This window comes from Bacillus sp. 3255, from assembly GCF_031456485.1.
Taxonomy (GTDB): domain Bacteria; phylum Bacillota; class Bacilli; order Paenibacillales; family NBRC-103111; genus Paenibacillus_E.
In genome coordinates this window covers 183,966-199,893 of sequence record NZ_JAVDUS010000006.1, presented here as the reverse complement: position 1 = coordinate 199,893, position 15,928 = coordinate 183,966, and the positions used below count along the sequence as shown (strand labels likewise).

Below are 15,928 nucleotides of genomic sequence, written 5' to 3'. Positions count from 1 at the left end.
CCCACCTTTATTCGTACAGCCAATCCAATGTGTCGACACCATCGTTCTTATGCTCCACGTCGCGCACGCGCATCTCCTGGTCGGCCGGGACAACGCCCAAGATCAAGAAGGCACCCTTGCCGAAGTCGAGCACATGACGTCCCGCTTCATATAGAAAAGCGTGCATATTCACAGAAGGATAAGCGTATAAACGCAGACCTTTGCGCAATACCGGCGCATATCCGCCCCTGTCGTCCGCATGCGTATTTTCCTCCAGACTCGGCACTTGCAGCCACTGCTCATCCTTGTTGTTGAAGTACCCCACCAGCACTTTCGACGGCTGCTGCAGCTCGATTTCGACGGCCAGCCCTTGAAGGCCCGCCTGTCTCTGGCTGAAGCGAATGCCGCTCAATCCGTTCAGCTCCTCCGCAATGCCCACAATTTGAATGTCGCCATCCGTGAATACTTCCGCCCCTTTCTCCACGCGGTACACCTCGGCATGGTCGGATAGCAGCTTAAATGGCGCTTCGTCGTAACGCACGATCGGTGCCTTGAGATTTCTGAGCGCCGCAGGCAGCGATCCGGCCTTCAGCTCCTGCAGATGCGTGCGGAATGCGTTCAGTTCGGCTTCGTACAAGGGCAAGCAGGCGGTCCAGTGACGATAATCCATACCACCGCGAATCGGCACCTTCCGCTGCGGCGTCTGCATGCTGTTGGCGAACAAATACGTTTGTTCCGTCAGCGCCGTGAGCTTCTTGTAGCTGTCCAAGCTCCCCTCCAGCTCTGCAGCCGCTTCTTCCAGCAAGTCGAGACGCTGATGATATTCCCCTTTGACCGTATGCTTGTAGGTCAAAATACGAATCGCCGCCTCTACTTTATGCGCATACGCTTGCACCATATGGTGAATTGCGGCGATATCTCCGGCCAGCCGCTCGTATTCGTCCTCGTTGTGGGCGACGAAGCTGCGTGCACGTTCAATCGCCTCCAGCGCTTCCTGCGCATGCCGCTGAGCATCCCCGATAATATCCGCCGGCGTCTCTCCGACATGAGGCTGCCCGCTCAGCTCTTTGACCACATAGTCCTCCAGCCGTTCGCCTTGCGGCGACTGGGATTCCCACAGATCCGGCCAAGGCATATGGCGTTCCGGATTGGTGAGCTGGCTCATCGTCATCCCGAGGCTCATCGTCTGGCGGTTGCCTTCGGTAATGCCGAATCGGCGCAGCAGCTTCGGCGCGCATTCCCCGGATGCTTCATACGCATCCAGAATCGCTTCGCCGGCCTCCCGGCTGCCGTACCGGCTGCCGAGCGTCTCGATCCAATAGTGGCGTTCGGCTTCCGGGTCGCGGTCCGGGTTCCATGCATACCGGAACCATGACGCGAACCAAATCCAATCGCGATCCAGCTGCCGCAGACGCTTCTCCGCCCGGTCCGGCGCATAGGGCCAATCCCAGAAAAACAAAGGATACAGATGCAATCCGTTCGCTTTCAGCCGGTATTTGGCGGCTTGCATACATTTCTGGATAAACGAAGGAGCGCCGTAGCGGAACGGCTCCAAATTCGCCAAGATGTGCACGTTCACAATATGAATGGTCTGTAAGGAACCGAGCCGGTTATGCGTCTCCTGCCATTTACCCCGCGGGGTATAGGTCGTGAGGGATTCTCCGTTATACTTGGCCTCCGTATACAAGTTCGGATACAAAGGCAGGGCTGCCTCGATCACCTTCTGCGGCTCGATGGCATGCGAACGCAGAATAATCGGAGGTTTCTCCTTCACGTTCGAGTTTTTCAAGCCTTCGAGAAGGCCGGCGAGAATCGTTTCATTGAACCATTCCACACCGTAAATTTGTCCTTGGAGTGCCTCGCCCAGACAGACCATAAGTCCGGCATTAGGAAACGACTGCACGAACGCCGTGATCGACTTCTTATAGTAATCGCTCGTCAATGGCAGCGGTTTCGGCTGATGCAGCTTCAGACCGTGTTTCTCCGCGAATGGCAGAGGGATATGAATATTGTAAAACTTGAGAACGACCCAAATGCCGCGCCGATCCGCCTCCTCGGTAAGCCAGCGGAATGTCTCGGCATTCAGCGCCAACTCCTCGTCCGTCACTTCTTGCGCTTCCGGGTAATCCGCCAGCTTCACCAAGGAAGAGAACGGATGTCCGGACCAGATGTAAACGACGTTGCACCGCTCCTGGACCATCATATCCAGGAAGTCGAGCCACAGGTCGCGGTCGTAAAACCAAGGAAACCGTTCCGGTGTAATCGGATACTCATACGTCTGGCGCGGAGGCTCGACAGTCGTCTTCTGCAAGCCGATCGCGGGCCCCCGCAAGGCAAAGCGCGGACCGTCGCCGTAGGCGATGTCGCTTGGCAGCTTCTGAGCGTCGCGAATGCGGCGCGCAAGCTCCATGCAGCCGTACAGTACGCCCGAATCGCTTCCGCCGGAGATCACGGTCAGACTCCCCGGACAAGTGGCCAAATAGAAACCTTCACCTTCCGGAGCCGTCGTGTGATACAAGAGCACGTCCCGCTGCTCTAACTGCTGCACCAATTCGGCTTCCTGCCGGTTGCCGATATATATTTTCAAACCCGGATGAGCCCGGTAGCTGTCCCATGTCCAAGACGTGTCCGCTTCATGCACGGTATAACCGCAGTCCTGAAGCGCCATTCTCAACTGGCTGATGCCGAATGCCACCCGTGGTGCGGCGTTTCGTTCATATCCTAGCGTAATAGACTTCATCGTTGTCCTGGCCCGCCTTTCATAAATAGTTCAATGACCGGCACGGCCACGTTCGGCCTCTTCACAGGCAGTGACAGAACTAACGTCGACTCGTCCCTGCCTTCTTTGAAAGCGCCGTTGTCGATGCCGCTCTCTACCCGCCCCTGCTTGAACCGGATCTCGGATGCATCGTTCAGCAGCTGCGCATATTCCACTTGGCCGGCCAAGCCGTAAAGGTGAATGCTCTTGAACGGCCAGCTGTATACATGCACATACATGCGGTTCGTCTCCGGATTATAGGTCAGCCGGCAATCCTGCGGACACTGAATCGCTTCCGGCGCCTGCGTGCACCCATAGATCGAGCGGCTGTGACGCTTCATCCATTCGCCGATCCCTTTCAGTCGGTCGATCGAGCGCTCGTCGAATTCGCCCCTTCCGGTCGGCCCAACATTCAGCAGCAGATTGCCTCCCTTGCTGACGACATCGATCAGCATTTTGACCAGCATATCCACGCTCTTCCAAGATTCTTCGTCACGGTAGTAGCCCCAGGAACCGCTGAACGTATGCGGTGTCTCCCACACGACCCGCTTCCCGTTCACCTGCACCCACTTGGTCGGCAAATACTGCTCCGGCGTCGTAATATCGCCGCCGATCTGCAGCCGGTCGTTCAGCAAAATGTTTGGCTGCAGCGAGCGTATCATCTTGATTAACTCCGTACTGCCCCAGTCCTCTTTGCCTTTCCCTGGCAGCCCGTTCTCTGCTGGGAACGAAAAATCATAGAACAATAAGTCCACGTCGCCGTACTCCGTTAACAATTCCCTCGTTTGCCCGAACAAATATTCCCGGTAAAGCGAGAAGTCCTTCTTAGCGCTTTCTGCAATCGCTTCCTCATCAAATCGCAACGGATGCTTCGTGTCGACAGTATAGTGCGGATGATGCCAATCGATCAGCGAATGATAAAAGCCTACCTTCATCCCTCTGTTACGGAACGCTTCCGCCAATGGCCGGATAAGATCTTTGCCGGCCGGCGTGTTCGGCGCTTTGTAATCGGTCAGCTTCGTGTCCCATAAACAGAAGCCTTCATGGTGCTTGGTCGTAGCCACCGCATACTTCATGCCCGCATCGCAGGCCAGCTGCGCCCATAGCTCAGGATCGTACAAGTCCGGGTCGAACTTGTCGAAATATTTGTTGCGGTATTTCTCACCGCTCAATCTCTCCCGCGACTGCAGCCATTCATGCCTCGCAGCCAGCGAGTACAGACCCCAGTGAATGAAGAGACCGAACCTGTCGTGTGTAAACCATTCGCTGTCCCCGGTTGTTCGCTCTATCTCGTAAGTCATTTGTTCCCCTCCTAGTTCAACTGTTCAAAATGACAATGCATGGCAGTTACTTGGTATTAAGCTCATGATCAGTCTACAAGAAAGCCGGCAGACCATTATAGGCTGAATTTATCATATATATAGGTGGCGCGATTCACGTATAAAAGTTAAAAAGCAGCCTGCCTTGTCTCAGGGCGGCGCTCGTAAGGCAGAGTTCTTCTCCCTGCGAGGCTGGTTAACACCGATCGCCGGCAATGGGAAAAGCCCCTTTCCCTTGTACGGGACGGGGCATTCACGATCGTCGTTGTGAAAGCACGCCTAACGGACACCGGCGGCCTTATTCGCCGGTTGCGAGGCTGCCTCTTGTCCGGAAGGAACAAATAGCGGCGCTGGTGTCCTTTAGAAGTGCGCGAGACTCGCACGCACGAGCAAGCTCCGGCTAACGCCGCTCCACGGCCTTCAACCAGGTCGTGGCCATCAGCATGTCGCCGAGCGAATTCATATGCACGCCATCGGTCGTCAGATCCTGGCCGGTCTCCCGGTTGAGGAAATCGATGAACGCATGATGCGTAGGAACGAGTACGGCATCGTATTCCTCCGCCAGCCTGTTGACCACGTCCACATAGGGTGCCAGCAACCGGTTGCCCGTGGCATCGGAATACTCTTTGATAACCGTAGGCTGCATAAGAATGAGCCGGCAATTCGGCAGGAGCTTCGTCTGCTCCAGCAGGTTGCGGTACACCTCTTCGAACTTGTCGGGATACACCTGCTCGATCCCTGGGGAATCCAATTGGCGCCATACGTCATTAATGCCGATGGAGATAGACAGCCACTGCGGTTTGTGATCCAGCACATCCAGCGTCCATCTCTTCTCCAGATCGGTCACCCGGTTGCCGGAAACGCCTTCGTTAATCATTTTCAACGCGAGATGCGGGTAAACCGCCGTAAGATAATCGTGAATAAGCCGAACATAGCCCGATCCCAGCTTCAACGGGTCTTTCTTTCTCCCTTTATCCGTAATGCTGTCACCGATAAATACGATTCTGTCCTTTGGTTGGAACGGCACAGATTTGCCCCCTCTTTCTGATCAATTAGGAAAGCTGCTTCTTTACGAGTTCATAGAGCGCATCCAGCTGCTCCACTTCCAGCTTATGATTGTCCCGGAAAGCGCCTGCATCTTTGGAGCGCGTATAGAGCGAGAACGGCAGGCCTCTTTTCCCGAGATGGTATTTGGCGTTAACGGGATACATCTGCAGCTCTACAAGCGATGCGGCTCCTACGAACGACTGCAGCATGTCCGCCGCTTGCGGTTCCTCCCGCCACTTCTCGGTCAGACGCACATACAAGTCGGGATGGAAATTCGCCATCACCCCGCTGAATCCTGCCGCCCCCAAACGCAGCGAGGCCAGCAGAGTTGCAGAATTCGCATTGTAGAGCTTCAGCGGCGTCCCTGCTACCGCTTCGAGCTTGGCGGCAATTTGCTGCAAATCGCAGCTCGTATCCTTAAGAAAGGCGAATCTCCCGGTCTCCGCGCATTGCTTGAGAAGCTGCGGGCTGAGCAGCCTTTTGTACGGATACGGACATTCGTAAATCCCCATCGGCACGTCAGGCACCCGGTCAATCAGCTTCAGAACGCGGTCGAACCATACGCTGTCGGATTCGTCCGAAGCCGCCAAGCGATTGCTTACGAGCACGACGGCCTTGACTCCCGTACCTGCGATCTGCTGCAGCTCCTCCGCTTGCGCGTCGAAGCCGTCGGATACATGCCCCGACGCGATGACCGGTACCCGGCCTGCCGCTTGATCAACGACGAACCGGGCAATGCCGACTCGTTCCTCCAACGTCAAATAAAACATCTCGCTGGACTGACATACGGCGAAGAGTCCGTGCACACCTTGGCCGATATACCACTCGATCAACTGCTCCAATGCCCGGTAATCCACTTGACCGGCATCGGTGAATGGCGTCACCATCGTTGGCCATACGCCATTTGGAATATTCGCAACCATGCTCTTAACCTCACTCCTTATGTAATATCGGCTTGCTCTAAATAACGGTCCATCACGATTCTAAGCTGCTCTTTGGCCGCCGCATTCAGCGGTTGTACCGGCAAGCGCGACAATCCGGCCGGCAAGCCGATCATGCACATCGCTTCCTTCAGCACGGACGGCAGCGTCCCCAGCGCAAACGCGCTCCGCAGCGCGCGAAGCTTCCGCTGCTGCAGCTCCGCTTCATCCAGCTTCCCCTGCTGCCAATTCGTATAAATCAATTTCACGACTTCCGGAAAAACGTTGGCCGTTGCCGCAATTGCCCCATGGCCGCCCGCCATCAGCGTCGGCAATATGAGCGAATCCGTACCTGCCAGCACGGCGAAGTCCGGACCGGATAGCTCGATATATTGCAAAATCGTATCGAAGCTGCCGCTGCTGTCTTTTATCCCGACGATATTCGGCACTCGGCTCAGTTCTTTCACCGTCTGCGGCTGAAGCGAATTGCCGGTCCTTGCCGGTATGTTGTATAGCAGAACGGGGAGGCTGCACGCGTCTGCGACGGTTCGGAAATGGCCCGCCAGCTCCGCTTGCGTATACGACAGAAAATACGGCGTGATGACCGATAAAGCATCAACCCCCATACGTTCGAGCCGTACGGCCAATTCGGCCGTTTCCTTCGTGCTTGCGCAGCCTGCGCCGACATACACCGGCAGTCTTCCTTGGGCTTCCTCCATGACAATCTCGGCAACCCGCAGCTTCTCCTCAAAAGTCAACGAGAAAAACTCGCCGTTCGTCCCCAAGCAAAATAATCCGTCCACATTCGCGCCGATCAGCCTGCGGGTCAGCTGCCGCAATGCCAGCTCGTCGATTTCGTAATGCTGGTCAAAGGGGGTGACCATGGCGGGAATGATGCCTGACGGTTGCAGCATAGGTTTCATATTCATTCTCCTTCTCTGTGGAATGCAGTCCTTCACGAGGTTACGGCAGCAGCCTGCGGTAAACCGCCTCGATATCCGCGATGCCCATCGGTTTCGGATTGTTATGCATAAGCCTTGTGACCTTGAAAGCGGCAATCGCTAATTCCTCAACGTCTTCGCCGGTAACGCCGAATTCGCGTAAATTTTGCGGGATGCGCATGCGGGACGTCCATTCGAAAATACGCCGGATGACCGCCTCGGCAGCGGAACTTCCTCCTTCGGTCCCGGCCTGCAGCCCCATCGCGAAGGCGACGCTGCCCAGCCGGTCATAGATGGCGTCCATATTGAAAGTCATCACGTGCGGCAGCAGCATGGAATTCGCGACGCCATGCGTAATGTGGAACTTGCCGCCGAGCGGATAAGCGAGCGCATGAACCGCCGCGGTTCCTGCCGCAGTAAGCGCCATGCCTCCGTACATGGAACCGAGCAGCATGCTTTCTCTCGCTTTCAGATTCGCTCCGTCCTCGTAAGCAGGCAGCAAGCTGCCTGCAATCAAGCGAATCGATTCCAGCGCGAACATATCGCTGATGGCATTGGCTTTGATCGAAATGTACGATTCCAAAGCATGTGTAAACGCATCCATTCCAGTTGCAGCCGTAATGGCGGGCGGCAAGCTTACCGTCAATTCCGGATCGAGAATGACCATCATCGGGAGCAGGTGCCTGCTAATGATGCCTACCTTCAACTCCTCTTCAGGAATCGTAACAATCGCATTCGGCGTCACTTCCGAACCTGTGCCCGACGTGGTCGGAATCAATACGGTCGGAATACCGGGTCTTACTACCCGGTCCGTGCCGATCAAATTCATGACATCTACGGGATCCGTCGCCAAGACGGAAAACAGCTTGGTTGCGTCAAGCACGCTTCCGCCGCCGATTCCGATCAATAGATCGACGGGCTCCGCGTTAATCGCTGCAAATACGTCCTGAATATTCGCAACCGTCGGCTCCGGCTTCACGTCGGTCACGACCCTGCTGGAAATTCCGGCCTGCGCCAGCTCGCCGGTGATCCGCTCAATGACCCCTATCGCTCTCATCGATGGTTGCGATACGATCACCGCGTGCTTGAAATTCCCTCTCAACTTCAGACTGGGAACCAGTTGGGACAGCGATTGATTCCCCGCTATGATATGGCCTGCCGTTTGGAACATAAACGGAACAAAACCCAGATTCTCCTTCACTTCAGCTCCGCCTTTCTTGCAGAATGGCCTGATTTTCCCCCTCATCCTACGCCGGCGGCTTCCCGCTGTCAATGCGGATGAAGCCTGAAGATCGCTTTGACCTATATATCGGATACAATCCCCCACACAGCGAGTAAGCGCTTAATTGTAATCTGAATACAATGTTATTTTTGTATTCTCACAACTCATGAAGAGGAGCGTAACGCCTTGAACATTACCCCTTATCTCACTCCATATAAATTAGGCCGCCCCGTTCTCACCGGTTCCGGAGTGTCCGGGAACTTCGACGAGCGCGCGGTCGATTGCCCGTTCGTTTTTCAACATAACGGCATGTTCTACATGATGCATGTAGGTTTCGACGGCATCGGATACCAAACCGCACTGGCGGTTAGCCATGACCTCATGAACTGGGAGCATCATGGCGTCATTCTGGAGCGCAACGGCGCTAAAGCCTGGGATTCCGTCAGCATTGCAGGTACGTGGATCCTAAAAGAAAACCGCCTCGACGCTCCGCCTGTACTGAAAAAGTGGCAGAACAAATACTGGCTCGTCTATCACGCATATCCGGGCGAAGGCTATGAGGAAGGTTCCGCCAAGATCGGTCTTGCCTGGACGGAAGATGAACAGCTGCTGGCGTGGCACCGGCTGCCCGACCCCATCCTGACGCCGGAGGAAGGCGCCGATTGGGAGCAAGGCGGTCTGTACAAAGAGTGCCTCGTCGAGCACGGAGGCAAGTTCTATTTGTTTTACAACGCCAAAAACACGAATAAAGGACGCTGGATCGAACAGACGGGCGTCGCCTTCTCGACGGATCTGGTGAATTGGACCCGGTATGAGCAGAATCCGGTTCTGCAGGTGACGCCGGATGGGTGGGATTCCGGCTTTGCCAGTGATCCTTGCGTGCTGTATGACCAGGACCGTAATCAATGGGTTATGTATTACTTCGGGTATAACTACAAGCAAGCTCAAGAAGGAATCGCTCTCTCCCCTGATTTGCTGCATTGGGAGAAACATCCCGAACCGATCATTCGGGTCGGCGAAGAAGACAGCATCGACGCTATTTTCGCCCATAAGCCCTCCGTTATTACGCACCAAGGCGTGCTTTATCATTTCTATTGCTCTTGCAGGCGGTACCGGGAAGGCGATCCAGCCAAAAACTTCGGCAAAGAGTTCCGAACGATCACATTCGCAGCGTCACATCCGGTGGCAGCGCAAACTTGATGACAAAGGAGTCCAGATCGATGCACGTCGATGAAATGTTTGTTGAAAGCATGCGCACTCCGCTCGGAATCGACGTCCGCCAGCCGGCTTTCAGCTGGAGCTTCGGCGCTGCACAGCAGCGGGCTCAGCTGCAGACGGCCTACCGGATACTCGTCGCCGACGGTGAGGATAAGTTACGGCAAGGCCAAGGCTTGCTTTGGGATAGCGGCAAATGCTCCAGCCGCAACAACGCGCACGTTCCCTACCAAGGTCCCCCGCTTCAGTCAAGGCTTCGGTATTATTGGCAAGTGCAGGTTTGGGACCGCCAAGGGCAAATGACCGAGAGCGCTGTCTCTTGGTGGGAGATGGGACTGCTGGATGAGAAGGATTGGGGCGCTCGATGGATTGCCGCATATGAATCCGAGCCGGACGGCAAGCCTGCTCTCCCGTTATTCAGACGCGAATTTCACCTCGACAAGCCGGTTTCGAGCGCGAGAGTTTACATCTGCGGATTAGGCCAGTACGAGCTGCGTTTAAATGCGCGGAAAGTCGGCGATCGCGTGCTGGAGCCAGGATGGACAAACTATGACAAGACTTGTCTCTACTGCGTCTATGATGTGACGGAGGAGCTGTCGGAGGGCGGTAACGCGATCGGTGTCATGCTGGGGAACGGCTTTTTCAATGTGACCGGCGGGCGTTACAGTAAATTCAAACGGTCATTCGGTACGCCGAGATGTCTGGTTCAATTGGAAATCACACATACGGACGGCACCCTGACGCAAATTGTCAGTGACAGCGGGTGGAGCGCCGCCCCCGGGCCGATTACGTTCTCCTGTATATACGGAGGGGAAGACTATGATGCGCGCCGGACGCCAAAAGGCTGGGACCGGTATGAAGGAGCAGCCGGCGATGCCTGGAGGCCCGCCCGGGAGGTTAATGCCCCTGCCGGACAGCTGAAGGCTCAAGCGTTCCCGCCGCTCCAAGTGAAGGAAACGTTGCGTCCCGTCCAGATATCGGAACCGGCTCCCGGCGTGTTTGTGGCCGATTTCGGGCAGAACTTCTCCGGCTGGGTGCAAATTCGCGTCAAAGGTCCCGAAGGCGCACCGATCGCCATGTCACCGGCCGAACTGCTGAAGGAAAGCGGCACAGTGAACCAGAAGTGGACGGGATCCCCCACCAAATTCACTTATGTACTGAACGGGAACCGGGAAGACGAAGTCTGGTCGCCACGATTCAGTTACACCGGCTTCCGCTATTTGCAGATCGAGGGCGCCGTGCCTGCGGATAAAGCCGTTGACGGCCAAGACGTTCCCGTCCTTCTCGCGATCGAAGGGCAGATGATTTATCCGGATATGCCGATTCACGGACATTTCGCTTGCTCGCACCCTCTTTTGAACCGCACGCATGAAATCATCAATCGGGCTATGCTCAGTAATATGAAGAGCATTTTTACGGATTGTCCGCACCGGGAGAAGCTGGGCTGGCTGGAGCAAGTGCATTTGATGGGCCCTTCCCTAGCCTATAACTATGACGTCGAACGGCTGCTAGTCAAAACGATGGAGGATATCCGGGATGCGCAGCTTCCAAACGGGATGGTGCCGACGACCGCACCGGAATATGTCGTTTTCTCGGAGCAGTGGCGGTGTTTCCGGGACTCTGTTTCATGGGGCGCAGCTTACATTCTCACCGGCTGGAACTTGCTGCATCTCTACGGCAACCGCCGGGTATTGATCGAGCATTATGAAACGATGAAAGCCTATATCGAGTATGTGAAATCCAATTCCGACGAATTGATTGTCCGGGAAGGCCTTGGCGATTGGTACGATGCCGGGAGCAATCCGCCCGGTTTCGTGCAGAATACGCCGGTCGCGCATACGGAAACCGCGATGTTCTACCATATCGCCGATGTGTTCGCGCAAATCGCCGCACTTTTGCATCAAGACGATGATGCAGCCGCTTATGCGAAGCTTCGCGAGAAGATCAAGAGGGCTTTCAACGCCGCATTCTGGGATTGCGAGAAAGAACAGTATGCGTCAGGCAGCCAAAGCTCCAATGCCATGCCGCTTGTGTTGGGTTTGACAGACCCTTCTTCTAGAGAAAAGGTGCTTTCTCATATCATCGAAGACATCGAACGGCACGGCTATCATACGACGGCAGGCGATGTCGGCCATCGATTCGTACTGCTTGCCCTCGCTGAATACGGACGTTCGGACATCGTCTACGCGATGAGCCGCCAAACCGATCACCCGAGCTATGGCTATCAGATCGTCCACGGCGCAACGACATTGACTGAAGCTTGGGACGGACCGACCGTCGGCAAGTCGCAGAACCATTTCATGCTGGGGCATGTGGAGGAATGGTTCTATCGGGATTTGGCGGGCATCCGGTACCGGATTGATCCTGTCGACGAGAGCTGCAAGCTTGTCGTCAAGCCGGCGATCGTAAACGGCTTGGATGAAGCTTCTGCAGACTGCAGGCTGCCTGCCGGACAAGCGAAGGTCGCTTGGAAACGCCATGAACACGGTCGCCTGACGCTCGACATCACCGTTCCCGTGAACTGTACGGCGGAAATTTATGTGCCGTCCGAGTCATTGGATACCGTATTGGAAAGCGGCAGACCGATTAAAGAAGTGGCATCCGTTCAAGTTCTCCGGACGGAAAACCGCCATTATATTGTTATTGAGGCAGGCTCGGGCAGCTACCGGTTTGAGAGCCGACAATGCCGAGCCTGAAATTTGGACCAAGAGGTGCCGCCATGATCGATCGAAAATCTTTAGTTCAACGCCACAATCCGGTTATTACCGAATTCGATAAATTCAGTTCCCTCTCCGTCGGCAACGGGAATTACGCTTTCACGGTTGATGCGACCGGTCTGCAAACCTTCCCTTCGCTATACAAAGACGGGGGCGTGCCGCTCGGCAATTTCTCCAACTGGGCGTGGCACACGCATCCGAATCCGGAAGGCTATCGCGCGGACAAATTCCCGCTCACCTATTACCCCACCTTCGGTGGGAGAAGCGTCGGATTCCCGTATATGCCGCCCGGACAAATTACCGAAGAATACAAATGGCTGAAGTTCAATCCGCACAAGCTGCATCTCGGTATCGTTTCGTTCCGACTTCTGCTGCCTTCCGGCGAGGAAGCCTCCGCCGAGGACTTGAAGGACACCCGGCAGGTGCTCGATCTGTGGAGCGGCCGAATCGACAGCCAATTCGCGCTGAACGGGCATACCGCAAGCGTAACCACCTGCTGTCATCCGAACCAGGATTTGATTGCCGTGCGCATTCGATCCGGATTGATTCGGCATGGGTGTCTGCAGCTCGCTTTTCATTTCCCTTACGGTACTTGGAAATTCGCCGGTACCGATTGGGACAAATCCAGCCGGCATGAGACGGATTTCGTCATGCGCAGCGGCAATGCCGTGCAGATCGACCGGAAGCTGGATGAGGATTCCTATGCCGTATCGGCAGCCTGGTCGAACGGAACTTTGGCTCGCAGTGAGCAGGATAGCCACCTGCTGCTTCTGACCCCTTCGCCGGATTCCGAGGAGTTCGAGCTGCGGTTTCGGTTCACTCCGGCGACCGATGAGTCGGAGCTGCCGTCCGTCCTCTCTACGCTAAACAGCGCCGAGGCGCATTGGCGAAGCTTCTGGATCTCCGGCGGCGCGATAGATCTCTCCGGCAGCCAAGACCCGCGGGCGCACGAGTTGGAGCGAAGAATCGTGCTATCACAGTATTTGACGGCGATTCAGTCCTCCGGCACGCTTCCGCCAGCGGAATCCGGGCTCACCCATAATAGCTGGGCAGGGAAATTCCATCTGGAGATGCACTGGTGGCACTCCGTTCACTTCGCACTCTGGAACCGGCCCGACTCCTTGGCGAACAGTCTGGAATGGTATGAGAGCATTCTGGGCGCAGCCCGCGCGCTCGCTGCCTCGCAAGGCTACGAAGGCGCAAGATGGCCGAAATGCGTCGCTCCCGACGGTGTGGGCGGCCCTTGCTATATCGAGCCATTCCTGATTTGGCAGCAGCCTCACCCGATTTATTATGCGCAGCTGCTGTATACCATTCATCCCAGCCGGGACACCCTGGAGAAATATGCCGAGATTGTCTTCGAAAGCGCGGCATTCATGGCTTCCTTCGCCGAATGGGACAGCGAGCGTGAGCGTTATGTGTTAGGCCCTCCTGTGGCGCCGGCCCAAGAAATATTCGATCACGCTGTGACGATGAACCCGACCTTCGAGCTGTCGTACTGGGCGTTCGGGTTATCGACGGCGCTTGCTTGGAAGGATAAGCTCGGACTCCCGAGGGTTGAGAAATGGGAGCACGTATTAACCCACTTGTCCGAGCTGCCCGTCACGGACGGTCTGTACGTGTCCGCCGAAACAGCTCCCGACACGTTCACCAATGGGAGCGGAACGAAAGACCACCCGACGATGCTGGCACCGCTCGGCATTCTTCCGGGCTGCATGGTGGATCGCGAGACGATGCTGAGAACGCTACACGAAGTCGTTCGAGCGTGGGATTGGGATGCCACCTGGGGGTGGGACTATCCGCTGGTGGCGATGACGGCGGCCCGGCTCGGCGAAGGCCGGCTGGCCATCGACATGCTCTTGACCGACAAGGTGACCAACACTTACTTGCCGAACGGTCACAACTATCAGCGCAAGCCGTTAACCGTCTATCTGCCTGGAAACGGCGGGCTGCTGAGCGCTGTGGCCATGATGGCTGCCGGGTGGGCTCATGGACCGGACACCGATGCACCGGGCTTTCCGCAGGACGGCACATGGAACGTGAAGCATGAGGGTCTGGTCCGGATGCTATAGGTGCGTGCGGCGGGCCTTGCTGCATGGCGGCCGAGCCCGCACGGCGCGGCTAACGGACACCACGGCCGTTAATGCTGCCATACTCGGCTCGCTTCAACTCTAACGGACACCGGAGACGTTATTTGCCGATTTTCGGGGGAATTCCCCCCGAAATGAGCAAATAACGGCGCTGGTGTCCGTTACATATTCGCAGCAGCCTATTGGGCCCATGCAAGGGCTGCTGTGTCCGTTAGCGGGCTGGGCGGCGCAAGCTTCCCCCGCGAACGCGACCTCGCCGACCGGGCGGGCGGCGCGCAGTCCGCGCGATGCTTGCCGCTTCGGCGGCGGGGCTGAGCCTCGCCGGTCCAGCACGGCCAAGCCCGCACGGCGCGGCTAACGGACACCACGGCCGTTAATGCTGCCATACTCGGCTCGCTTCAACTCTAACGGACACTGGAGACGTTATTTGCCGAATTTTCGGGGGAATTCCCCCCGAAATGAGCAAATAACGGCGCTGGTGTCCGTTACATGTTCGCAGCAGCCTATTGGGACCATGCAAGGGCTGCTGCGTCCGTTAGCGGGCTGGGCGGCGCAAGCCTCCCCCGCGAACGCGACCTCGCCGACCGGCTGGACGGCGCGCATTGTCCGCGCAACGCTTGCCGCTTCGGCGGTCCCGCCACGCTTGCCGTCAGCCGGCAAACCCACCAACAAAGGAGCTTAGCGCATCAAGCGCTCAGCTCCTTTATCTTTTATCGCCTTCCCTGAGCCGACGGGAGAGTGCCCATAAGCGGACGCCTGCCGATAAATCCCACGTCAGTCCCCCTTGGCCACAAAGGCCGTCGGCGACATCGAGGTAAACTTCTTGAACATTTTGAAGAAATAAGAGGTGTCGTAATAGCCCAAATACTGCGAGATTTCCGTAACGCTCATACTTGAATTCACCAATAAATTACGCGCCTCCAGAATCCGCAGCTGATGCATATATTGGATGGGAGATTGTCCGTTAACCTCTTTAAACAAGGAGATCGTATAGTTGGGTGAACGCTGAATCATCTCTGCAAGCTGCTCGATCTGGATGGGGGAGCGGTAGTTTTCCAGAAGATAGTGCTGAATGGTTTTAGCCAGCTTCATCTTGATTGGCGACAGATCCAGCGCCTCCGCTTCACGTCCGACCAGAGCCAGCAGCTCATGCAGGATGCCTGTGCGAATGAACTCGAACATATACTTCCGCTCCATATCCTCCCTGTACAGAAGCATAAACCGTTGTTTGAAATACTCGAAATTGCGAATTTTCAAATGTAACAGACGCCCGTTCTTCAAGAACGGAATACCGGTATCCCCCTCATTCATACCGTAATGATTGTATTGGAACAATACGGTATATTTCTGATGCGGCTCTTCATTCCCATTCTCGGCCGCCCGGCTGGTCCCCTTAGGTATAAGCAGCATATCCCCTTCTTCGGCCATCCGTTTCTCCCCGTTCAAGGTGTATAACACTTTCCCCCGAGTAACCAACACGAGTATATGATAATTAATGATATCGAGCTGGTTGCGCCAGTTAGGAATGAGATTGTCAAAATACGTGGAATAGATCGTTAGCATGCTGCATGCCGCCTCCTTATGCCCTTAAGCCCAAGATCTAATATGTAGTAATATACACTATAGTATGGCTTGTTTCCTCGAAAATTTGAAGGTTACACCTATGAATCGGAGTAGTTTTATACAATTAATAATTGAATTATACATGGACGCCAAAATC

General features: G+C 55.8%; 11 protein-coding genes. 4 read left to right on the top strand and 7 right to left on the bottom strand.

Going from position 1 to position 15,928, the window contains the following annotated elements; genetic code table 11:
- Positions 1 to 7 precede the first annotated feature (7 nt).
- The 6 genes from J2X61_RS11565 to J2X61_RS11540 form a co-directional block, all read right to left on the bottom strand.
- Complete coding sequence (locus J2X61_RS11565; protein WP_274469950.1) at positions 8 to 2,719, bottom strand: hypothetical protein; 2,712 nt, start codon at positions 2,717 to 2,719, stop codon at positions 8 to 10.
- The gene (locus J2X61_RS11560) at positions 2,716 to 4,038 is read right to left on the bottom strand and encodes an alpha-L-fucosidase (RefSeq protein WP_310187875.1); all 1,323 of its coding nucleotides are present in this window, start codon (positions 4,036 to 4,038) and stop codon (positions 2,716 to 2,718) included. Before J2X61_RS11560 ends, J2X61_RS11565 begins: the two co-directional genes overlap by 4 nt.
- 418 nt (positions 4,039 to 4,456) lie before the next feature.
- On the bottom strand, positions 4,457 to 5,083 hold the full coding sequence (locus J2X61_RS11555) for an SGNH/GDSL hydrolase family protein (RefSeq protein ID WP_274469952.1): 627 nt from the start codon (positions 5,081 to 5,083) through the stop codon (positions 4,457 to 4,459).
- A 25-nt stretch (positions 5,084 to 5,108) separates the two neighbouring features.
- Complete coding sequence (locus J2X61_RS11550) at positions 5,109 to 6,026, bottom strand: dihydrodipicolinate synthase family protein (RefSeq protein WP_310187873.1); 918 nt, start codon at positions 6,024 to 6,026, stop codon at positions 5,109 to 5,111.
- Positions 6,027 to 6,043: 17 nt separating this feature from the next.
- Positions 6,044 to 6,937, bottom strand: a complete 894-nt coding sequence (gene dapA, locus J2X61_RS11545) for a 4-hydroxy-tetrahydrodipicolinate synthase (protein WP_396135439.1) — start codon at positions 6,935 to 6,937, stop codon at positions 6,044 to 6,046.
- Between the two features lie 49 nt (positions 6,938 to 6,986).
- On the bottom strand, positions 6,987 to 8,135 hold the full coding sequence (locus J2X61_RS11540) for an iron-containing alcohol dehydrogenase (RefSeq protein ID WP_310188070.1): 1,149 nt from the start codon (positions 8,133 to 8,135) through the stop codon (positions 6,987 to 6,989).
- A 237-nt stretch (positions 8,136 to 8,372) separates the two neighbouring features.
- Here J2X61_RS11540 and J2X61_RS11535 point away from each other — a divergent pair, with 237 nt between their 5' ends.
- From J2X61_RS11535 to J2X61_RS11520, 4 genes are all read left to right on the top strand, one after another.
- Entirely contained in the window at positions 8,373 to 9,386 is a 1,014-nt protein-coding gene (locus tag J2X61_RS11535; RefSeq protein ID WP_274469955.1) for a glycoside hydrolase family protein, read from the top strand.
- 20 nt (positions 9,387 to 9,406) lie between these two features.
- Positions 9,407 to 12,097 carry an alpha-L-rhamnosidase gene (locus J2X61_RS11530; RefSeq protein ID WP_310187871.1) on the top strand — a complete coding sequence of 897 codons (2,691 nt, stop codon included), beginning with the start codon at positions 9,407 to 9,409 and terminating at the stop codon, positions 12,095 to 12,097.
- Positions 12,098 to 12,120: 23 nt separating this feature from the next.
- Positions 12,121 to 14,190, top strand: coding sequence for a glycoside hydrolase family 65 (locus tag J2X61_RS11525; protein WP_310187870.1), 2,070 nt, complete (start codon positions 12,121 to 12,123; stop codon positions 14,188 to 14,190).
- A 445-nt stretch (positions 14,191 to 14,635) separates the two neighbouring features.
- Positions 14,636 to 14,890 carry a hypothetical protein gene (locus tag J2X61_RS11520; RefSeq protein ID WP_310187869.1) on the top strand — a complete coding sequence of 85 codons (255 nt, stop codon included), beginning with the start codon at positions 14,636 to 14,638 and terminating at the stop codon, positions 14,888 to 14,890.
- Positions 14,891 to 14,982: 92 nt separating this feature from the next.
- Here the strand turns inward: J2X61_RS11520 and J2X61_RS11515 are convergent, their stop codons facing one another.
- On the bottom strand, positions 14,983 to 15,771 hold the full coding sequence (locus J2X61_RS11515; protein WP_274469958.1) for a helix-turn-helix domain-containing protein: 789 nt from the start codon (positions 15,769 to 15,771) through the stop codon (positions 14,983 to 14,985).
- Positions 15,772 to 15,928 lie beyond the last annotated feature (157 nt).

Bases quoted from the DNA above. Each gene is read 5' to 3' on its own strand.
- J2X61_RS11565 (WP_274469950.1), bottom strand. From the start codon at position 2,719: ATGAAGTCTATTACGCTAGGATATGAACGAAACGCCGCACCACGGGTG.
- dapA (WP_396135439.1), bottom strand. From the start codon at position 6,937: ATGCTGCAACCGTCAGGCATCATTCCCGCCATGGTCACCCCCTTTGAC.
- J2X61_RS11550 (WP_310187873.1), bottom strand. From the start codon at position 6,026: ATGGTTGCGAATATTCCAAATGGCGTATGGCCAACGATGGTGACGCCA.
- J2X61_RS11540 (WP_310188070.1), bottom strand. From the start codon at position 8,135: ATGTTCCAAACGGCAGGCCATATCATAGCGGGGAATCAATCGCTGTCC.
- J2X61_RS11515 (WP_274469958.1), bottom strand. From the start codon at position 15,771: ATGCTAACGATCTATTCCACGTATTTTGACAATCTCATTCCTAACTGG.
- J2X61_RS11530 (WP_310187871.1), top strand. From the start codon at position 9,407: ATGCACGTCGATGAAATGTTTGTTGAAAGCATGCGCACTCCGCTCGGA.
- J2X61_RS11525 (WP_310187870.1), top strand. From the start codon at position 12,121: ATGATCGATCGAAAATCTTTAGTTCAACGCCACAATCCGGTTATTACC.
- J2X61_RS11560 (WP_310187875.1), bottom strand. From the start codon at position 4,038: ATGACTTACGAGATAGAGCGAACAACCGGGGACAGCGAATGGTTTACA.